Source organism: Priestia sp. P5 (genome assembly GCF_029522155.1).
GTDB lineage: Bacteria > Bacillota > Bacilli > Bacillales > Bacillaceae_H > Priestia > Priestia megaterium_E.
The window spans coordinates 839832-860076 of sequence record NZ_JAKWFJ010000002.1 but is presented as its reverse complement, the minus strand read 5'-3'; the positions used below and the strand labels follow the sequence as shown (position 1 = coordinate 860076).

18 protein-coding genes and 1 riboswitch are annotated in these 20245 nt (G+C 37.5%); of the genes, 6 read left to right on the top strand and 12 right to left on the bottom strand.

Translation table 11 applies throughout. The features are described from left to right. Positions 1-263: 263 nt before the first annotated feature. The 4 genes from MMB69_RS21145 to MMB69_RS21130 all read right to left on the bottom strand — a co-directional run bounded on the left by MMB69_RS21145 (position 264) and on the right by MMB69_RS21130 (position 4495). Complete coding sequence (locus MMB69_RS21145; protein WP_221785620.1) at positions 264-821, bottom strand: isoprenylcysteine carboxyl methyltransferase family protein; 558 nt, start codon at positions 819-821, stop codon at positions 264-266. 5 nt (positions 822-826) lie between these two features. Beyond that, a complete protein-coding gene (locus MMB69_RS21140; protein ID WP_013056163.1) occupies positions 827-1912 on the bottom strand; it encodes a type III polyketide synthase in 1086 nt (361 codons plus the stop codon). 224 nt (positions 1913-2136) lie between these two features. Next, positions 2137-2679: a GNAT family N-acetyltransferase gene (locus tag MMB69_RS21135; protein ID WP_264409033.1), complete on the bottom strand. Its 543-nt coding sequence runs from the start codon at positions 2677-2679 to the stop codon at positions 2137-2139. Positions 2680-3070: 391 nt separating this feature from the next. After that, entirely contained in the window at positions 3071-4495 is a 1425-nt protein-coding gene (locus tag MMB69_RS21130) for an NAD-dependent succinate-semialdehyde dehydrogenase (RefSeq protein WP_221785685.1), read from the bottom strand. Positions 4496-4625: 130 nt separating this feature from the next. Here MMB69_RS21130 and MMB69_RS21125 point away from each other — a divergent pair, with 130 nt between their 5' ends. Next, positions 4626-5486 (top strand): LysR family transcriptional regulator, encoded by an 861-nt coding sequence (locus tag MMB69_RS21125; RefSeq protein WP_269871667.1) that lies wholly within the window; start codon positions 4626-4628, stop codon positions 5484-5486. 107 nt (positions 5487-5593) lie between these two features. Here MMB69_RS21125 and MMB69_RS21120 read toward each other — a convergent pair whose 3' ends face one another. The 5 genes from MMB69_RS21120 to MMB69_RS21100 all read right to left on the bottom strand — a co-directional run bounded on the left by MMB69_RS21120 (position 5594) and on the right by MMB69_RS21100 (position 11784). Beyond that, positions 5594-6904 carry a nucleobase:cation symporter-2 family protein gene (locus tag MMB69_RS21120; RefSeq protein ID WP_013082372.1) on the bottom strand — a complete coding sequence of 437 codons (1311 nt, stop codon included), beginning with the start codon at positions 6902-6904 and terminating at the stop codon, positions 5594-5596. Position 6905: 1 nt separating this feature from the next. Beyond that, positions 6906-7499 carry a xanthine phosphoribosyltransferase gene (locus tag MMB69_RS21115; protein ID WP_277448389.1) on the bottom strand — a complete coding sequence of 198 codons (594 nt, stop codon included), beginning with the start codon at positions 7497-7499 and terminating at the stop codon, positions 6906-6908. Positions 7500-7602: 103 nt separating this feature from the next. Next, positions 7603-7704, bottom strand: a riboswitch (purine riboswitch). A gap of 97 nt (positions 7705-7801) precedes the next feature. Then, positions 7802-9319: a carboxypeptidase M32 gene (locus tag MMB69_RS21110; protein ID WP_277448388.1), complete on the bottom strand. Its 1518-nt coding sequence runs from the start codon at positions 9317-9319 to the stop codon at positions 7802-7804. Between the two features lie 124 nt (positions 9320-9443). Further along, positions 9444-11381: an ATP-dependent DNA helicase gene (locus MMB69_RS21105; protein WP_025749341.1), complete on the bottom strand. Its 1938-nt coding sequence runs from the start codon at positions 11379-11381 to the stop codon at positions 9444-9446. A gap of 223 nt (positions 11382-11604) precedes the next feature. Continuing rightward, positions 11605-11784 (bottom strand): hypothetical protein, encoded by a 180-nt coding sequence (locus MMB69_RS21100; RefSeq protein WP_013056154.1) that lies wholly within the window; start codon positions 11782-11784, stop codon positions 11605-11607. Between the two features lie 332 nt (positions 11785-12116). Between MMB69_RS21100 and MMB69_RS21095 the strand changes: the two genes are divergently transcribed. From MMB69_RS21095 to MMB69_RS21080, 4 genes are read left to right on the top strand one after another with little or no spacing between them, the layout of a single operon-like run. After that, positions 12117-13208, top strand: a complete 1092-nt coding sequence (locus MMB69_RS21095; protein WP_221785623.1) for an ABC transporter ATP-binding protein — start codon at positions 12117-12119, stop codon at positions 13206-13208. A 36-nt stretch (positions 13209-13244) separates the two neighbouring features. Then, on the top strand, positions 13245-14492 hold the full coding sequence (locus tag MMB69_RS21090) for an ABC transporter substrate-binding protein (RefSeq protein ID WP_221785624.1): 1248 nt from the start codon (positions 13245-13247) through the stop codon (positions 14490-14492). After that, positions 14476-15429, top strand: coding sequence for a carbohydrate ABC transporter permease (locus MMB69_RS21085; RefSeq protein ID WP_264409031.1), 954 nt, complete (start codon positions 14476-14478; stop codon positions 15427-15429). The genes MMB69_RS21090 and MMB69_RS21085 overlap by 17 nt, the downstream gene beginning before the upstream one ends. Positions 15430-15443: 14 nt before the next feature. Continuing rightward, positions 15444-16256: a carbohydrate ABC transporter permease gene (locus tag MMB69_RS21080; RefSeq protein ID WP_264409030.1), complete on the top strand. Its 813-nt coding sequence runs from the start codon at positions 15444-15446 to the stop codon at positions 16254-16256. 34 nt (positions 16257-16290) lie between these two features. On the opposite strand, the gene MMB69_RS21075 is transcribed toward MMB69_RS21080, so the two are convergent. Continuing rightward, positions 16291-16785 (bottom strand): hypothetical protein, encoded by a 495-nt coding sequence (locus MMB69_RS21075; protein WP_098332304.1) that lies wholly within the window; start codon positions 16783-16785, stop codon positions 16291-16293. A gap of 173 nt (positions 16786-16958) precedes the next feature. Here MMB69_RS21075 and MMB69_RS21070 point away from each other — a divergent pair, with 173 nt between their 5' ends. Next, positions 16959-17087 carry a hypothetical protein gene (locus MMB69_RS21070; protein ID WP_013056148.1) on the top strand — a complete coding sequence of 43 codons (129 nt, stop codon included), beginning with the start codon at positions 16959-16961 and terminating at the stop codon, positions 17085-17087. Between the two features lie 41 nt (positions 17088-17128). On the opposite strand, the gene MMB69_RS21065 is transcribed toward MMB69_RS21070, so the two are convergent. Further along, entirely contained in the window at positions 17129-18274 is a 1146-nt protein-coding gene (locus MMB69_RS21065) for a THUMP domain-containing class I SAM-dependent RNA methyltransferase (RefSeq protein ID WP_025749346.1), read from the bottom strand. Positions 18275-18483: 209 nt separating this feature from the next. Next, the gene (locus tag MMB69_RS21060) at positions 18484-20151 is read right to left on the bottom strand and encodes a glycoside hydrolase family 13 protein (RefSeq protein ID WP_221785627.1); all 1668 of its coding nucleotides are present in this window, start codon (positions 20149-20151) and stop codon (positions 18484-18486) included. Positions 20152-20245: the final 94 nt, after the last annotated feature.

The window sequence follows — 20245 nt, the reverse complement described above, 5'->3', positions numbered from 1 at the left end:
ATTTTTAGTTACAAAAACAATAAAAAAAGCTGTCAATAATTTGACAGCTTTGCATCGTACTTTTTATTCATCGCATGTATGTTACGCCTTTTGGGCTTTTTCAATATTTTTCATTACATACGTTGTGACGCCAACATATGTAGCAAGTGCTCCAATCACAAAAAGACTAACCATTACGTCCACCACCGTTTCTACTTGATGAAATTGATAATCTTTATCATTTGTTTCATCTTATCATGAAAGATAATCATTTTCAATTAGTTTTAAGATTTTTTTATAGGAAAGAAACGTCCCCTGTTTTGCATCACTTCGCCGTAATTTGTTTCATTCGTTAATGCTTGTTCTTCTAAGGGAATTCTGACGGCTAATATACACAAATTGAAAACAGAAAAAACAGCTAACGTCCAGTATGCCTGAAACATAAGCGGAACTAACACCAATTCTGCCGCTACTACTGTATAGTTAGGGTGCTTCATAAAACGATAAGGACCTCTTAGCACAACCTTTGCATTAGGCAAAACGATAATTTTTGTATTCCAATACTTTCCTAACGAAGAAATAGCCCATATTCTTGCAAGTTGCACAAGCACAAAAAAGCTAAACAACAAAAAAGAAAAGTGATACATTCCATCTTTTAATACATACACTTCCGTAAAAAGAGCAGCAAAAAAAGCGGCATGCATGCTTACCATCCATTTGTAGTGACTTTGACCAGCTTCGTATGCTCCCTGCTTCTTCATCCAAGCTTCATTTCTTTTGGCGATAACCAATTCACATAGACGCTGTAAGATAATAAATACAAAAAAGCTATAAAAAAACAATCGCTTTACCTCCACTCTAATAGAAGCATTTCAGAACTAAATCCAGGGCCAAGAGCTGTTAATAAACCGTATTCTTTACTCGAAATTTCTTTCTTCATAAAGCGGTCTAATACATACAAAACGGTTGCGGAAGACATGTTTCCATGGTTTTTAAGTACATCTAGAGAATCAGCAATCATATTTTCGTTTAGCGACAGCGTTGATACATATGCTTCAAGCACTTTTTTCCCTCCAGGATGAGCAACAAAATGCTTTAAATCCCGACTGGTCAAATGCTGAGTTTGTAAAAATGACTCAACTTCTCCGCCTAACCACGAATCGATAATCGTGGGAATATCTTTTGAAAAGACCACAAATAGTCCATCATTTTTAATCTCCCATCCCATTACATCTTCTGAATTAGGCATGAGCGTCGATTGTGTATGTAAAATGTAAGGATAGCTTTTTGCAAGGGCAAAAGTGGTATCAGCTTCGTCACCTGCGACTAAAGCAGCCGCTACTCCATCTGCAAATAAAGATGTACCGATTAAGTTGCTTTTTGAACGATCATTTCGCTGAAAAGTTAAACTGCAAAGCTCAATAGATAAAACAAGGACTTTAGCGCGCGGAAAGGCTTTGCAATACTCATAAGCTCTTGAAAGCCCAGACGCTCCTCCAGCACACCCTAATCCCCAAATAGGAATTCTTTTTGTATGATCTGAGAACGCAAGCTTATTCATAATTCGTGCTTCAATGCTAGGCGTAGCTAAACCACTTGTTGAAACATAAAAAATAGCCTCAATTTCTCCACATGGCAAAGGAGTACTTACATAGTTCTTATTTGTTAAGCAGTCTTCAATTGCTTTTGTACCTAATTCAACAGCAGATTCTATAAAAGCATCATTTTTTTCTTCAAATGTATGGTCTTCTTGAAACCAAGATAAATCTTTGGCAAAATTACGTTTCTCAATTTGACCATTTTGAAAAACGGTTAGCAGACGATTAATATCTTTAAACGATTCGGAAAAAAGTTCTTTTGCAAATAGCAGCGTGTCTTGCTGAGTTAATTCATAAGGAGGAACTCCAAATCCAACTGAGATAATCTTTGGCATACACTTCACCTCTTTGATTGCGTTACATTTAACATTTGTAATAGCTGGGGATTTATTCAATTCTTTTTTAGTGGAATGGAGGCGAAACATAAAAAAACTTTCCTGTAACTCAGGAAAGTCTACGTTTTGAAGAAGTGTATGTTTGTTGTGCACTTTTATTATAGCGCAAATAATCTGAATGTACAGATACAATTTATGGATTGATGAAAATAAGTGCTTATTTTTTATGAAAAGAAAATGGACATATAGATTTCATCTACATATTCATTGTTGAAATAAGCTTGTTCTTTCATAACGCCTTCTTGTTCAAATCCTACCTTTTTATACAATTCGTATGCCACTTTATTCGAAGCAAACACAGTTAAAGAAAGTTTATGAAGATTATTTTCTTTGCACCAGTTTAGCGTATAATTCATAAATTGTTTTCCTATTCCCATTCCCTGTGCTTTTGAAATAAGCCATGTACGGAAGAGCCCCGTGTGGCGCTTCATTTTAATTTCGCCTCTAAGAACACGTGCAATTCCAAGCACTTCACCTTCGACTTCAGCTACAACGTACATGTGATTGTTCTTTTCTACTGATGCAATAAAATCTTGCTCTTCTTGAACTGTGCGCGGCTCATCTTTTTGAATAAATTCCCCAGCCTCAATAATTTCTTTTACCGCTGTTGTAATATGCTCTGCATCACTTGCCTGTGCAGGGCGAATAGTGACTTCACGTCCGTCTTTTGCTTTAAATTTCACTATGTCTTTCTCTGCTGTAATCATCTATATCAACTCCTATATTTTTCACCATTCAGTACTACTATTTTGGTTCTAGCTTGCGTAATTTATCAGTGGTAAAGTTCTGCTTTTCATTTCATCTAACAAGCAATCATGTGCATTTGTTGTATTACCCACGCTTTAAACAAAGCTAAACCATTTTTGAAATATTTATTCTTGCACAGACATCCTAGAAATGCAATTAATTGCGTGAAAGAACTATTATTCCAAATTTTCTTTACAAAAGTGCATAAAAAAGCTGAGACACAACGAAACACCTGAAAGCTACGTCCGTCTTCACAACAAAAAAATACGAACTAACAACCAATAATTTTGATTATTAGTTGCTAGTTCGTGTTTCACTTCGACTAAAATATTTTTGTCCCTCTACTTTTGATTAAAGTCCCATTGAGATATATTTTACTTCTAAATAATCTTCAATGCCGTAATGACTTCCTTCGCGTCCAAGACCACTTTCTTTAAAGCCGCCGAATGGAGCTTGAGCTGCAGATGGAGAGCCGTCATTTACTCCTACAATGCCGTATTCTAACTCTTCAGATACAAACGTTGCTTCTTTAATGTTTTCTGTAAATACGTAAGCGGCTAAACCATAAGGGCTATTGTTTGCTCGTTCTACGGCTTCTTCTATTGTTTTGAATGTTGCTACAGGTGCCAATGGCCCAAACGTTTCTTCAAACATGCAATTCATGTCATCAGTTACATTTGTAATAATTGTCGGCTCCATAAAGAAACCGTTTTTAGTTGTTATAGCTTGTCCGCCAACCACAACTTTAGCTCCTTTACTTTTTGCATCCGCAATTTGTGCTTTTACTTTCTCAACCGCTTTGTCGTTAATTAACGGTCCAACCTGTGTACCTTCTTCTAATCCATTTCCTACTGTTAATTCCGCCGCTTTTGCTGCAAATTTTTCAACAAAAGCATCTGCAATGGATTCTTGTACATATACGCGGTTTGTGCAGATGCACGTTTGACCTGCGTTAACAAACTTAGAAGCAATTACGCCGTTTACAGCAGCGTCTAAATCTGCATTTTCTGTTACGATAAACGGTGCGTGACCACCTAATTCCAGCGATAATTTTTTCACAGTATCCGCGGCACCGCGCATTAAATGTTTACCAACCGCTGTTGAACCAGTAAATGTTAATTTTCGGATACGTCCGTCTTTTTGCCATGTGTCGCCAATAGCTGCTGCATCTCCAGTAACAACATTGATCACACCTTTTGGAACTCCCGCTTCTTCTGCGAGCTCTACTAACCGAAATGCTGTAAATGGTGTTTCTTCAGATGGTTTTAAAACAATTGTACATCCTGCTGCAAGAGCCGGGGCCACTTTACGCGTAATCATTGCTGCAGGGAAGTTCCATGGTGTAATAGCTGCTACAACGCCAACAGGCTGTTTTTTAACCGTAATACGTTTATGCGTATGATGAGCTGGAATCGTTTCACCGTATACACGCTTTCCTTCTTCAGCAAACCAAGCAATATAATCATTGCCATACTGCACTTCACCTTTTGCTTCTGCAAATGGTTTGCCTTGTTCCGTTGTCATAATTTCTGCTAGTTCATCTTTATGATTTTCAATTAGTTGATGCCATCTCATTAAAATAGCACTGCGCTCTTGAGCGGTTTTTTTCGACCATGTTTTAAAAGCCGCTGCCGCTGCATCAGCCGCAAGTGCTGCTTCCTTTGCGCCTGCCTTTGGAATTTTCCCTATAACTTCTTTTGTTGCTGGATTAATCACATCAATTTTCTCTTCCGTTGTTGTCCATTCACCGTTAATATATAGTTTGTTTGGATACATCATTCATCCTCCTAGTTGTGTGAATTTCTTTGTGCTGTGTTAACTACACTATATACACTAGCATCTTCGTTGATTTATGAGAACTTCCCTTCTATACTATGGGTATAACAAAAGGTTATAGGTGATAAATATGAAAACAGAATGGCTTGAGTCTTTTATTGAAACAGCCAAAACAAAAAGCTTAAGCAAAGCAAGCGAACAGCTGCATATGACACAGCCCGCGCTCAGTAAGCAAATGAGAAAACTAGAAGAAGATTTAGGAGTAACATTATTTATTCGCTCCGCTACAGGAGTAGAATTAACCTCAGCAGGTGAAATTCTTTTACAAGAAGGTGAATCCATACTTTCAAGCGTTCATGCTCTTCAAAAAAAATTAGTGTCTACGCAAGAAGCTTGTGATTTAACTATCGGAACGTGGCAGAGTATGGCTGCTTTTTACTTACCTTATCAACTGGCTTCTGCTAAAGACCACAATCGCCATATTGATATAAAAACCTCGCATCACTATTATGATTTGTTAGAGCAGTTAGAAAGCAATCAAATTGACGGGGCTTTATTTGATGATCGAGAGATTCAACATACTTACTGGTCAAAACTATTGTTCAAAGAAGACTTTTATTTATTTGTGAATGATCAGCACCCGGTAGCCGAAAAAGAAAGCGTATCATTTGAAGATTTCAAAGAAGAACCCATTGTAGTTCTCCCCCCAGGGTGCGATGTTCGGACACTAGTAGAAAAAGCGTACAATCGTCATAACTTAAAAATTTCCATTGCCAATGAAATTGAATTTGCTCAAAGTATTATGGGATTTATTTCAGCTAATTTAGGTATTTCAATTCTCCCTGAAATTTTTATGCGCCATTTACAAAGCTCAAACATTAAAGCGTTACCTATTACAGACTTCAAATTCAAAAGAGAAATTTCATTAGTGGCAAAAAACCCTGATGTGGGGAAAATGCTTTATACACTGTTTTTTAAAACACGGTCTTAATAGAAAAGACGACCAAATTAGGCCTATGTTCTCCATAACAATGAAAAGATCCGAACGATTAATCGTTCGGATCTTTTCAACTAAAATATTTTTGTCCTAGCCTCTTTTTATTTCGATACTACTTCATTTGTTAACTTTGTTTCTGCAACTTGCGTACGTGGTGATTTCATCATATTAAAGACAATATTTAAAAAGATTGCTGTAAAACTCCCCATTACAATACCGCTTCCAGTAAGAACTTGAAGACTCTCTGGTAAGTTTTTGAAGAGTTCAGGTACAACCGTCACCCCTAGACCCATGCCAACCGAACATGCAATCACAAGAAGGTTTTCTTGTTTTGCTAAATCAACTTGACTAAGGATTTTAATACCTGAAGAGATTACCATTCCAAACATAGCTACCATTGCTCCACCAAGGACAGAGCTCGGGATAACCGTCGTCACCGCTGCGATTTTAGGTAGAAAACCCAAAACGATTAAAATTCCACTCGCTGCAAATACAACATTTCTTGTGCGAACACCTGACAATTGTAAAAGTCCTACATTTTGAGAATACGCTGTATAAGGAAATGCGTTAAAAAATCCGCCTAATAAAATCGCCAGTCCTTCTGCACGATAGCCTTTAGATAAATCTTTTTCATCCACTTCTTTTTTACAAATATCACTAACAGCAAAATAAACGCCTGTTGACTCGACAATACCAACAAGTAAAACAAGGAACATTGTCAGAATGGCCATAATATTAAAAGTTGGCATCCCAAAGTACAGCACATGTGGCATATGAACCCACGCTTCTTCTTTTACGCCGGAAAAATCGACTTTTCCCATAAAAGAAGCTGCGATTGTTCCAACAACTAATCCTAATAACACAGAGACGGAGCGCATAAATCCTTTTGTAAATCGATACAGAACAATAATTAATAGCAAAACGCCAAAACCTAAACCTAAATTGCTCAAGCTGCCAAAATCTTTACTTCCTTCTCCTCCGGCTAAATCTTTAATCGCTACAGGAATTAACGTAATTCCAATAATCGTTACAACCGAACCCGTAACTAAAGGAGGGAAAAACTTAACCAATTTACCTAAAAAAGCAGAAAGAAGGACAATGAGTAAACCAGCGACGATAATAGAACCATATATGGAGGAAACGCCGTAAGAACCTCCAATTGAAATCATAGGTCCTACGGCAGTAAACGTACACCCTAATACAACTGGAAGACCAATTCCAAAAAAACGATTTTTCCACACTTGCAGCAGCGTTGCCACACCGCACATAAATAAGTCAATCGCCACTAAATACGTAAGCTGCTGCTGAGTCAAGCCAATGGCTCCTCCAACAATAAGCGGAACAACAATCGCACCTCCGTACATAGCTAAAACATGCTGTAAACCAAGTGAAAAGACTTTTCCTTTATTCATATTAAACCTCCACTGTTGGTTTATCTTCAACAAATATCACTTTACCATTTGATAAAGACTGAATGCGTGCTAATGATTCTACTTTAACGCCTGATTTACGAATTTGTTTTCCTCCATCTTGGAACGCTTTTTCAATAACAATACCAATGCCGCCTACTTTAGCACCTGCTTTTTGCACGATATCCATCAAGCCGAATGCAGCTTGGCCGTTTGCTAAAAAGTCATCAATAATTAAAATCACGTCATCTTCTTGAATAAATTTATCAGCAACTGAAATTTCATTTTCTTCTTTTTTTGTAAATGAATATACTTTTGATGTAATGAGTCCGTCTTGAAGTGTTAAAGATTTTCTTTTTCTAGCAAACACCATCTCAACGTTTAGCTTCAATGCGGTCATAATCGCTGGAGCAATTCCTGATGATTCAATCGTTAAAATCTTCGTAATTCCTGCATCTTCAAAACGCGAAGCAAATTCTTCTCCAATTTCTTTCATTAATACAGGATCCATTTGGTGGTTTAAAAATGTGTCTACTTTTAAAACCGTGTCTGATAATACGATACCATCTGTTAAAATTTTGTTTTGCAAAGCTTTCATAGTTCGTTCCTCCAACGTTTGTATTAAAAAAGCTCAAAAACATAGCTGCACTCGTATATGAGTAGAGCAATGTCTTTGAGCTTTTACGCACAAAAGTGAAAAACAAACTTCATCGCTCACCCATAGTCAAACTATTTACGGTAGTTTGGTAGATACTTACGAGCCTTATTCTCGTCATTATATGAGTGCGTTATTGAGTTAATTGTATTATATCAGCAAATCTTTTATTTGAAAATATCTAAAAACGATATTTTCGAACATTTACTTGTGATACAAAACATAATATTCGGTTATAGCGCTTTTTATACGTGATAAATTTCTCCATATTTCTTTTCTAGATACTGAATTAAATAGTCTACATTTAAGCCTTCTCCCGTTGCATCGTTTAAAATTTCAAGAGGCTTTTTCATTTTTCCGTACTGATGAATATGTTCTGTTAGCCAATTTGTAATCGGCGAAATTTCTCCTTTTTCGAGGAGTTCATCATAATTGGGCAAGTCTTTTAACATGGTATGCTTAAACTGCGCTGCGTACATATAGCCAAGAGCGTAGGAAGGGAAATACCCAAAGCTTCCTCCGGCCCAGTGTACATCCTGAAGCACGCCTTCTCCATCGTGACTTGGACGAACTCCTAAATATTCTTCGTATTTCTCATTCCAAATTTCCGGTAAATCTGCAACTTTATATTCTCCGTTTATTAACCCTTTTTCAATCTCATAGCGAATCATAATATGAAGAGGATACGTTAACTCATCTGCTTCAATACGAATAAGAGACGGTTTCGCCTCATTTACTCCTCGGTAAAAATCTTCTAAATCTACATCGTCAAATTGTCCCGGCGCATGCTTTTTTAGTACATCGTAATGATGCTGCCAAAATGCCTTATTTTTACCGACAAACTGTTCAAAAAACAGCGACTGTGATTCGTGAATTCCCATTGAAGTACCTTCACATAGAACTGTACCGACAAGATCCTTTGAAATATTCTGCTCATATAAAGCATGGCCGCATTCGTGAATTGTTCCAAAAATAGCCGTTCGAAAATCGTTTTCAGCATATTTAGTCGTGATGCGCACATCTCCCGGGTTTAAGCCAGTAGCAAAAGGATGGACTGTTTCATCAAGGCGCCCCGCTTCGAAATCATAGCCAAGTGTTTTTAACACGTCTAGACTAAATTGCTTTTGCGCCTCTTTTGGGAAAGTACGGAATAAAAATTCCGTATTTGGCTTTGTATTTGACCCGGCGATTCGCTGAACAAGAGGCACAATATGCTCCCGTAGCTTTCCAAACACCTCGTCTAAAATTTCAACCGTCATCCCCGGTTCAAAAAGGTCTAATAAACGGTTATATTTGTTTCCTTCATACCCCCAATACTCCACAAACTTCTGATTGAACGCTACAATTTTTTCGAGGTACGGTTGAAATAAAGCAAAATCTGCTTTTTCTTTTGCGTCTTCCCAAACCGACTCAGCTTTTGAAGTTAATGTAACGTATTCTTTATATTCATGCGGAGGAATTTTTTTATTTAAGTCATATTCTTTTTTACATTCTTCCACTGCTTTTTTCGTAATATCGTTTATGTAAGACTGTGACTCAGGGTTCGTTAATTTCTCAATAAAACCTGCCATGTCATCAGAAACCGAAAGATTGAACGCTTCTGATGACATCATACCAATAACTTCAGAACGCTGATCCGCCCCTTTTTTTGGAGCACCCGTCCTCAAATCCCAGTACATCAATCCAATTGCCTCGTGATAACTTTTGATTTTATTCATGAATTCATAAAACTGTTTCTCAATTTTCTGTATGTCTTCTCTCATTGTTTTTCCTCCTTACTTTCCTTATTTCACCATAAATTATTTTATCATAATAGTAACGGCATGTATATAACTGAATATTCAATCTATTATGCATATAAAAAAGCGCGGCTACAACCGCGCTTTTTTATATGTTTTCTATTTTCGTTGGGACATTTTGTTCAATGATTGAACGCACTTTTGAATCTGTGCTTTTTGGCATAAAGATCGTGATTAGACCCTTATCGTTATGAGAGCGAATCAGTCTTCCAACTCCTTGCTTTAAGCGAAGAAGCATATACGGCATATCTGCATCCCAGAATGGATCGACTACTTGATTGCGCTTTGCTTCAAAGACCGGATCATTTGGCGGATACGGCAGAGACCAAATAATTACATTAGATAGCGAAGGTCCAGGAATATCCAATCCTTCCCACAAATGAACAGCGCATAAAATCGTTTCTTCTTCCCTTTGGAACTGAGATACTAATTTACTGATTTCTTGATCGCCTTCAAATAAAAATGTGTACTGATTTAACTCTTTGGAAACTTCTTTGAACATCTCTAGTTCTTCTTTGCTGTTAAACAGTAAAAGTGCTCGTCCGTTCGTTTTTTCGAGCTGTGCAACAGCAAAGGCAAATTTTTCAGCAAACGCTTCTTCTTGATCATCCGAAACATTTTTTACCGCAATTTTCATTTGCTCATCATAATCAAATGGCGATTCAACGGAAAAAGAAAGCGGCTTTGCAATTCCTAAGCTATATGCTAAATAATCGAACGATTGGTTATCTGAAAGAGTCGCAGAAGTGAAAATATAAGGTATTTTCTTCGCAAATACTCGTTCTTTTAAGACGTCTTTTACTGCTTGCGGCATAATAACCAACGTCAGCTGCCAGTTATTTTCTTCTACCCAGTAGATGGCATTTTCGTTGTCCATAAATAAGCGCAGCGAATAATCAATTTGATCTAGATACTCATCTACAATTCGCAGCGTATATTCGTCTACTGTATAGGTCTCACTCTCAAACACAAGCTCGTTTCCGATATGCTCAAGCAGCGATAAAAGTTCTTTTCCTACACTTTGTAATCCGTTTGTACGGGCTACTTCTTTACGGCTAGAACCAACGATTTCTGTGCTTGCTTCACTTAAACGGTCAAAGAACATTGCATACACATCGATAGCATGCTCGATCTTCACAGCAAATTCTTCTCGCACGTCATTTTCTAATAGACGCGTTAACAAGTTTTCTAACGTATCTTCTTGAATGCGATATGTTAAAGCCTTTTGTGCAGCAAATTCCAGCAGGTGACCTTCATCAAATACAACACAGCTGCTTTCAGGAAGAAGGGGAAGCTGTCCTTCACGCTTGCGGGCTTCATATGTCCAAATGTGCTCCATGTAAAAATCGTGAGAGCAAATAATTAAATCATGTGCTTTTCTATAGTGCTCACGTGAAAGCGTTAAGCCGCATCTATGACGCTGCTCACAGGAAGAGCAGTCTTGAAACGTATCCCAGTTAATTTGATTCCATTCCTCATCCGTTAAATGAGGATATTCTTTACGGTCTCCGTAGTGATAGAACGACTGCATACCGCTATGATCATGAACAAAATCAGGAAGCGTATCGTAAATTTCTTCAATGTTTTCATTATCGGTTCGTGCTGTCACAGCATCTAATTTCTTTAAACACAGATACTGATCTTGAGATTTTGCTAGGCGAACATCCATGTTAATATCTAAAATACCAGAGAGCTTGGCAATGTCTCCTTCGGCTTTTACTAACTGTTCAATTAATGTTTCATCCGCACAGGCAATAATAGCTGGCTTGCCAATATACCTTGCATAACAAATAGCGTACAGTAAATACACAATGGTTTTCCCTGTTCCTACACCTGCTTCTGCAAAGATTACATTTTTTTCTTTAAAAGCTCGTTCGATTTGAAAAGCCATAAAAATTTGTTCATCCCGAAGTTCTAACCCTGCGTCTGGAAGATGATCATAAAAAACATCACCTATCCATTCATTTAATTTGTCAAAAAAGTTTTCATCCCGCTCAATTGTAAAAGGCAACCGCTCTCTCATCATCGATACTGACTCCTTTATTTATGTAAATATCTATCAATAAAAATTAGCTTCACTTCTTTTTATCTAGTAAATTTCTCATGTAAGCAAAACTTAATTATTGACTACTTTATCTAAAATGTCAATAAAAAGAGCTGAACATAAAAAAGTTCTGCCTGTAAGGACAGAACCTTTTTGTATAAAAGCTGAGTGTATAGAACGCAAACGGAATAAGTGCTATTAAAAATTAATTACAGCGGAATTTTGAGTCCGTGGACTGAGACAATAAAAAGGCCGCTTCATACTCGGCTTTTGCTTGTTCCAACTGAGTAAGCGTCTCTCCGCTCACTTCTATTCCCTGCTGCATTAAATGATAGCTGTTTTCCAACGCTTGCCGAATCATAGTGAACTGCGTGTTTCTATCCATTTATAAACATCCTCTCTCTGTAGTGCTTACTATAAAAGTGAATACTATCATTCTATACACCAGCTGTTTATTTTATTCTCAAAACCAGCATCTCTGGCTTAATAAATGGATTCTTTCATTTAAGAAAATAATCGAACTTATTAAAATATTTCAATTCTCACTTGACTTATAGGAATAATATATTTTAAAATTACTTACAGATTCAATCACTCAAAACTACATAATACAGGCTTACCGGTCAACCGATAGCCTCTAATTGCCAGATACACGTACAATCCGTCTGTGCAATTAGAGGCTTTTATTATTTTAAAAGCCTGCTGAAAGGAGGAAAAATGGCAGAACTGCAGTTACAGCATGTGTATAAAAAATACGGAAAAGATAGTCTTGCAGTTGATAATTTCAATCTTCGTATTCAAGACAAAGAATTTATTGTATTTGTAGGACCTTCAGGGTGCGGCAAATCCACTACCCTCCGAATGATCGCCGGCCTTGAATCGATAACAGAAGGAGAATTGTTTATTAATGGAGATCGTGCAAACGATTTACCTTCTAAGGACCGGGATATTGCAATGGTGTTTCAAAACTACGCGCTTTACCCTCATTTAACAGTTTACGACAACATGGCATTTGGCTTGCAGCTCCGCAAAGTCCCAAAACAAGAAATTGATGAGCGCGTTCGTGAAGCGGCTCGTATCTTGGACTTAGAACCCTATTTAAAACGCAAGCCAAAAGCGTTATCAGGAGGGCAGCGTCAGCGGGTGGCTTTAGGAAGAGCCATTGTACGGAATGCCCAAATTTTTTTAATGGATGAGCCTTTATCTAATCTTGATGCGAAGCTTCGCGTACAAATGCGTGCTGAAATCAGTAAGCTTCATCAAAGGCTGCAGACGACCATTATTTATGTAACCCACGATCAAACAGAAGCGATGACGATGGCAAGCAGAATTGTAGTTATGAAAGACGGAAAAATTCAGCAAATAGGTTCACCTATGCAAGTATATAATGCTCCAGAGAATACGTTTGTAGCCAGTTTTATAGGATCACCGGGAATGAACTTTTTCACAGGAAAAGTGGTGAACAGCAAACTGCACATCAGTGAACATGAGTTTCAACTGACAGAAAATCAAATGCATTCGTTACATGAAAAAGGCTACAATAATCAGTTCATTACTATAGGAATTCGACCTGAGCATATTACGCGGGCCTCTTCTGATGCTCCTCATATTTCATTACCGGTAGATGTGTCTGAGTTATTAGGAGCAGAGTACATACTATACAGTAGTTTAGGAGACCAGCTCTTTGTGGCTAAAATCCCTGGGGATGAACATATTCAAGTTCATCAGCACTTTCCATTTCATTTTCAAATGAATCATGCTCATTTCTTTGACCAAGCATCTACCAACCGTATCAAAATTGACCAATAACTATCTAAAGAGAATTCTATAAATGGGGGAACTAAGATGAAAAAATTATTAATTTTGTTAGCAATGCTCACCGTGATCATCGCCGGCTGCAGCAAAAACAGTTCAACAAGCGGCGACAGCAGCGACTCTTCTAAAAAAGTAACCATTAACTTTACGCATTGGCGAGGAGAAGATTCGAAAGCTTTTGATTCTATCATTGAACAATTTGAAAAGAAAAATCCAAATATCCATGTAGAAATGACCGTCTTTCCTTCTGATTCCTATCAATCACAAATTCAAGGATCTCTATTATCTGGAGAAGGTATCGATGTATTTGCTAGTTTTCCAGGAAGTCAATTTGAAACGATTCGCAAAGCAAACGGTTTTGCAAAGCTGGACGACCAAAATTTACTCAGCAAATTTGACGAAAAGCTAATCCAAGCGGGGAAAGCGGATAATACGCAATATGCTCTTCCTTATCAGCTAGTCTATAACATCCCTGTCTATAACAAAGGCATTTTTGAAAAACTAAATTTAGATGTTCCTAAAGATTGGAATAGCTTTTTAAAAACATCTGAAACATTAAAGAAAAATGGATACACGCCGATTTTATTTTCTGGAGACGTAAGTCCTTCTCAATTTATTAATCCAATGATTATGAATAATGAACCTACGAACAACGCCCTTCACGAAGTAGAAACGGGCAAGCGCAAGCTAACGGATGAATGGTTTATCAAAACCCTATCTCAAATTAAAGAATTAAATGACAAGGGTTACTTCCAAAAAGATGCTCTTGGTACGAAAAAAGAAAGTGCTGCAGCACTTTTTGCTCAGGAAAAAGGTGCAATGCTTGCTCAAGGTTCTTATATGATGGCTACAGTCAAACAGCAAAATCCGAAGATTGATCAAGGTTTGCTTGCACCGATTACAGTGGATCAAGATAAAGCAAAATACGAAGGTGTTCATACCACGACATTCTTATTAGGTGTTGCTGAAAAATCAAAACACAAAGAAGCTGCTAAGAAATTTTTAACTTTCCTTGCAGATCCAAAGATTTCTTCTGAGTATGCGAATGCTACTGGCCAGTTATTAACGGTCAAAGACGTAAAATATGATTCACCTGAACTCAAAGAAAGCGCAAAATGGAGAGACAAAAAAACGGTCTTCCAACCTCGATTTACAATTTTAAATGAGCGCGTATCAAAAGCTGTTGAAACATCTGTACAGGACGTACTATCCGGTATGTCAGCGAAAAAAGCTGCTGAAAAAGCACAAGGAGAGGTAGAACGTGTCGCTAAAAACTAATACGTCTATTCAAGAAGAAGAAAAGAGAACCCCTTCGTTCTCTTTTCCTCTCTTTTCATTTAAAAGTATCTCTAAAAGCAGGCATCTATGGTTGTTTTTACTTCCCGGTTTTATCATATATACTGTTTTCTTTGCATTGCCAACTCTTTCTGCTTTATTTTTAAGCGCAACTGATTGGGATGGATTGTCTTCTCAGTTCTCATTTGTAGGCTTTCAAAACTTCAAAGAAATTTTAACAAACGATGCTATTTTTACACAGTCTCTTACAAACAACTTAAAGTTCACAATTGGCGTGCTGATCTTTCAAACATTATTGAGCTTAGGCTTTGCACTTTTACTTTATAAAAATTCTGCATGGAATACATTTTATCGTTCACTCTTTTTTGTACCGACGATTATTTCGTCCGTGTCGATTGCCTTCACGTGGAACTTTATGTATGACCCCAACATTGGAGGAGTTAACCTATTTTTAAGTAAAATAGGCCTTGAACATTGGACCCAGTCTTGGATTGGAAATGGACATATCGCCATTTACAGCTTGGCTTTTGTACAATTTTGGGCACATACTGGTCAAATGCTTATTATTTTTGTAGCTGGAATTCAAGCTATTCCCAGTGAGTTATATGAAGCTGCTAGTATTGATGGAGCAACAAGATGGCAAAAATTCAAGCGCATTACATGGCCTCTTTTAGCTCCAGCTACAACAATGGTTGTAGCTTATACGACCATACAAAGTTTTAAAGCATTTGATTTAATCATTGCAATGACAAATGGAGGTCCCTCCAACTCAACTGAAATTCTTTCGACACTGCTTTATCACGAAGCTTTTATTAATTTTCGTTTCGGCTATGCCTCTGCCATTTCAGTTGTATTTATGATTGTGATTGCTCTTTTAACGTTTCTTCAATTTCGCGTACTTCGCTTGACCAAAATGTAAAAGGAGATTCTTTTATGAAACAAAACCCATTCAGACAACTGATTTTAGGGATATACGGTTTAATCATTCTGTTGCCCTTAAGCTTGGTTGTATTAACAACCTTTAAAACAACGCCCGAGCTTTACAGCAACCCAATCGGATTACCAGCAGGCTGGAATATTGAAAATTATAAACAGCTGCTCGTCAATGAACCCATCTTTGGCTATATTAAAAACAGCGTGATTGTTACCGTCTTTAGCACGTTTTTTATTCTATGGTTTTCAAGCATGATTGCTTACGCTATTATTCAGCTGCCTCAAAAGCTTGGATGGATTGTATACGGCTTTTTTGTTTGCGGAATGATTGTCCCTACTCAAGTCAATATGATTCCTGTCTTTTTGCTGATGAATAAGCTTGGGCTCGTCAATACACTAACAGGCGTCATTATCGTCTCCATAAGTTTTTTGCTTCCAGTCGGTGTCTTTATTATAACGGGGTTTATGAAAACTTTGCCAAAGGAACTATTCGAAGCTGCTCGGATGGACGGAGCGTCAGAGTGGAAAATATATTCAAAAATCGCTCTTCGACTCTCAATACCATCAATGGCTACAGTAGGAATTTTTTCGTTTGTGATTGTGTGGAATGATTTGTTATTCCCTTTGCTATTGTTAAAATCTAAAGAAGTAAAAACGCTGCCTATTGCACTATTGGACTTTCAAGGGGAATTTCTGACTAATTACCCTATGTTGTTTTCAGCAGTCGTTCTTTCTTCTATTCCATTATTGATTGCGTACGTGTTTTTACAAAAGCATTTCATTTCAGGAATGACATCTGGGGCATTAAAATAGCAGGCAAGAAAATCACGCTTCCCTGCCTGCTCCTTTATTCTATAGGATTATTTTTTAAAGCACGCTGAGGTTTTGGTTTCTCTACTACTAGATGTTGGTAAACGTACATTAAAGCAGCTTTCAACAGAAAGATACCTAGCAAATGGTACTCTTTAAATGTGCCTACCCTAAAAAGCTTTGCACGGCTCATAGCTCGTTGAAAAGGATAAACAAAAAATGTATCTACGATTGCATTTAATAACATATACCTTCCAAAATGGCCGTATGTGAACTTTTTAATCCATAAAGAACCTGCTAAAAATGGACCTAAAAGTAAAGCAGCTTCACCTGTTAGATATGGATGAGGAGGATTAGGGAATATCCACCACTTCTTTTTTTCAGCAATATAGCTTTCAACCATAATCAAAAAGGAAATAAACATAGTAGATGATAAATAACGCTTAATATGCTGTCGTCCTATAAAAGGGATGGTTAACCATGAAAGAAGCATCATCCCGCCAAAAACCCGTGCTGATCGATTTTTTCTCATTTTATCACCTCTTAGTTATCACCTCTTAGGTTTTAGTATGAGATTTTCCTTTCGTAAATATGTTAGAAATAAGCTAATCATTTCTCGTTTTAAGCCTGCTATTGAAAAGAAATGAATACATATATTGCCCTGCTACTCGCCCATACTATAAAAAAACATAATGGGGTGAGTACATGCATGATTATTATGACGGACTATACAAATACCTGCTTAATGCCACGTTCTGGTTTATTTTATTAATTGTCGTGCTCGGGATAGGCATGTTTGGAATGCTAGCTTATCGCGGTTTAAAAAAGAAATAACGTAAAAAAGCCAAGCGGTTTCTACACCGCTTGGCTTTTTATTATTGGTCGTTGCGTGGAGGACGAGGTCCCCAGTACTGATAGTAGTCTGTTTTGATAAATCCGTTAAATAATTTGCGTTTTTTCGTCGCTTTTTTACCGTAGTACTGTTCAAACTGTTCATGAGATGTAAGCATATAAATCGACCAAGTATCAAGCTTAGAAAACGCTTCGCCCATTTCAGCGTACATTTTTTCAACAGAAGGACGATCGCTTAAACGTTCGCCGTACGGAGGGTTACCAATAATGATTCCATATTCTTTCGGCGTCGTAAAATCGCGCACTTGCATTTGTTTAAATTGAATTAAATCTCCAAGTCCAGCTTCAAATGCATTTTGCTCCGCTACTTTTACCATACGATGGTCAATATCATGACCAGCAATATCTAGCACTTGGTCGTAGTTCGCTAAGTCTTCTGCTTCTTCGCGCGCTTTGTCCCAAATACTTGCTGACATCCACGGCCACTCTTCTGATAAAAAGTCACGGTTAAACCCTGGTGCGATATTTTGACCGATAAGCGCTGCTTCGATAGCAATTGTACCAGAACCGCAAAAAACATCGACAAACGGACGATCCGCATTCCACGGCGTTAGCATAATTAAAGCCGCTGCCAGCGTTTCTTTTAAAGGAGCTTCCCCTTGTCCTACGCGGTAACCGCGCTTATGAAGTCCTGCACCGCTTGCATCAATTGTTAATGTAGCAACATCTTTTAATAGCGCTACTTCAATTTTAAACGTTGACCCTGTTTCTTCGAGCCAGCCTGTTGTTTTGTTATAATGTTTTTTCATGCTGTCAACAATTGCTTTTTTCACAATACTTTGACAATCTGATACGCTGAAAAGTTTAGATTTAACTGATTTTCCTGATACAGGAAACTGTGCATCTACGGGCAAATAATCTCCCCAATTTAATGCTTTTGTTTGTTCAAAAAGCTCATCAAACGTACGAGCTTTGAACTGTCCAACCTGCACTTTAATTCGATCTGCTGTACGAAGCCATAAATTGCAGCGAGCAATTGCGAGCTCGTCTCCTTCAAAGATAACCTTGCCATTATCTACTTCACAGTCATATCCTAAAGCACGCACTTCTTTAGCGACCAGTGCTTCAATTCCCATTGCTGCTGTTGCAATAATTTTATATTTCGCCATTTTTCAACCTCATTTTGTTTCTAATTATCTACACTAAGTGTAAAAGTACCATATACATGCGCCTTAGTCAAAGCTTTCTCCGTCTTTTTATTAAAATGCAAAAACTGCTCGCTCTTGACAGAGCCAGCAGTTTCTTCACCTATGTCGCATATAAATTCGTTTTTAAAAGCTTTTCACTTTAAAGTTGCGCAATCGGTTGCTCAACTTGTTTATGAAAGTAAGTATACACGTGTTTCATATGGATGCAGCGTACATTTTTCAAGCGTTTCGTTTTTATCCAACGGATAATTATGAATCAGCACTTCTCTGTTTGCAAATGAGCTCTCTGAAGGAAACTCGAACGTTTGATTTTTCGGTGACATATTACAAATAACAACAGCTGTTTTACCTTCTAATGTTCGCGTATACGCGTAAATAGCGGTATCTTCTTCTGCCAACAGCTTATAAGTTCCATACACCAGCACATCATGCTGTTTTCTGATTTTAATGAGCTGTTTGTAAAAATTCAGTACCGAATTCTTATCACTTTTCTGCTCTTCTACGTTAATATCTACGTAATTTGGATTCACCTTCATCCAAGGGGTACCAGTAGAAAATCCTGCATTTCTTTCTGTATTCCACTGCATTGGCGTTCTTGAATTATCGCGGCCTGTTTCCCAAATCACTTTCATAATCTCGTCATGTGAATCGCCTTTTTCACGCTGAATACGGTAGTAGTTAATCATACCAACATCATCATAATCGTCAATAGAATCAAACTTAACATTGGTCATTCCAAGTTCTTGTCCTTGATAAATAAACGGTGTTCCTTTCATTAAAAAGTATAGTGCAGCTAAGCACTTTGCACTTTCCACTCGGTAAGCTGTGCTGCCGAATTTATTTACAGAACGAATTTGGTCATGATTTTCTAAATATAAAGCGTTCCAGCCGTTGATTTTTTCTAAACCATTTTGCCAATTAGTTAAAATCGTTTTTAACTCGATTAAATCAAGCGGTTTTTCTTCTCCTTTATCCCACAGTCCCATATGCTCGAACTGAAAAATCATATTGAAGTTTCCGCCATCTTCAGCTACCCACTCATCTGCGCTGTTCGATGTTACACCATTTGCCTCTCCAACCGTCATAATATCGTATTTGGCAAACGTATTTTCTTTTAACTCTTTTAAATGTTCTTGAATTCCCGGTCGATTCATATGTCCTTCAAACGATGGGACATAATCTAGCTTTTCAGGGTTCGGTAGATCTGGGAAGCCGGCCACTTTCTTAATATGCGAAATAGCATCTACACGAAAGCCGTCAATTCCTTTATCTAACCACCAGTTAACCATTTCATAAAGCTCATGACGTACTTTTTCGTTTTCCCAGTTTAAATCGGGCTGTTTTTTAGAAAATACGTGCATGTAATATTCTTTTGTGTTTTCGTCGAACTCCCAAGCTGATCCGCTAAAAATAGATTCCCAGTTGTTTGGCTCTTTGCCATCTTTACCTTCGTGCCAAATATAATAATCACGATATGGATTCTCTTTAGAAGACCTGGATTCTAAAAACCAAGGGTGTTCATCTGAAGTATGATTAATAACTAAATCCATAATCAGCTTCATTCCGCGATGGTGAACTTCATCTAGCAGCTCATCAAAGTCTTCCATTGTTCCGAAATCTTTCATAATATCTTTATAATCACTGATATCGTAGCCATTATCGTCGTTAGGAGACTGATAAATCGGGCAAATCCAAATGACATCAATTCCAAGATCAGATAAATAGTCTAATTTTGAAATAACCCCTTGAATGTCACCAATTCCATCGCCGTTTGAATCCATGAAGCTTCGCGGGTAGATTTGATACGCAACAGCTTCTTTCCACCATTTCTTTTCCATGTGCTCAACCCCTCAAAATAGTGCTTTTACGTAAGCGTTCGCCTTTACGCATATCGCTATTTTATAATGAATACATGCAAAAAAATAGGTTTTT

Excerpts from the sequence above, each read along its gene's own strand:
- MMB69_RS21140 (WP_013056163.1), bottom strand. The coding sequence starts at position 1,912 with ATGCCAAAGATTATCTCAGTTGGATTTGGAGTTCCTCCTTATGAATTA.
- MMB69_RS21135 (WP_264409033.1), bottom strand. The coding sequence starts at position 2,679 with ATGATTACAGCAGAGAAAGACATAGTGAAATTTAAAGCAAAAGACGGA.
- MMB69_RS21130 (WP_221785685.1), bottom strand. The coding sequence starts at position 4,495 with ATGTATCCAAACAAACTATATATTAACGGTGAATGGACAACAACGGAA.
- MMB69_RS21125 (WP_269871667.1), top strand. The coding sequence starts at position 4,626 with ATGAAAACAGAATGGCTTGAGTCTTTTATTGAAACAGCCAAAACAAAA.
- MMB69_RS21120 (WP_013082372.1), bottom strand. The coding sequence starts at position 6,904 with ATGAATAAAGGAAAAGTCTTTTCACTTGGTTTACAGCATGTTTTAGCT.
- MMB69_RS21115 (WP_277448389.1), bottom strand. The coding sequence starts at position 7,499 with ATGAAAGCTTTGCAAAACAAAATTTTAACAGATGGTATCGTATTATCA.
- MMB69_RS21110 (WP_277448388.1), bottom strand. The coding sequence starts at position 9,319 with ATGAGAGAAGACATACAGAAAATTGAGAAACAGTTTTATGAATTCATG.
- MMB69_RS21105 (WP_025749341.1), bottom strand. The coding sequence starts at position 11,381 with ATGATGAGAGAGCGGTTGCCTTTTACAATTGAGCGGGATGAAAACTTT.
- MMB69_RS21100 (WP_013056154.1), bottom strand. The coding sequence starts at position 11,784 with ATGGATAGAAACACGCAGTTCACTATGATTCGGCAAGCGTTGGAAAAC.
- MMB69_RS21095 (WP_221785623.1), top strand. The coding sequence starts at position 12,117 with ATGGCAGAACTGCAGTTACAGCATGTGTATAAAAAATACGGAAAAGAT.
- MMB69_RS21090 (WP_221785624.1), top strand. The coding sequence starts at position 13,245 with ATGAAAAAATTATTAATTTTGTTAGCAATGCTCACCGTGATCATCGCC.
- MMB69_RS21080 (WP_264409030.1), top strand. The coding sequence starts at position 15,444 with ATGAAACAAAACCCATTCAGACAACTGATTTTAGGGATATACGGTTTA.
- MMB69_RS21075 (WP_098332304.1), bottom strand. The coding sequence starts at position 16,785 with ATGAGAAAAAATCGATCAGCACGGGTTTTTGGCGGGATGATGCTTCTT.
- MMB69_RS21070 (WP_013056148.1), top strand. The coding sequence starts at position 16,959 with ATGCATGATTATTATGACGGACTATACAAATACCTGCTTAATGCCACG.
- MMB69_RS21065 (WP_025749346.1), bottom strand. The coding sequence starts at position 18,274 with ATGGCGAAATATAAAATTATTGCAACAGCAGCAATGGGAATTGAAGCA.
- MMB69_RS21060 (WP_221785627.1), bottom strand. The coding sequence starts at position 20,151 with ATGGAAAAGAAATGGTGGAAAGAAGCTGTTGCGTATCAAATCTACCCG.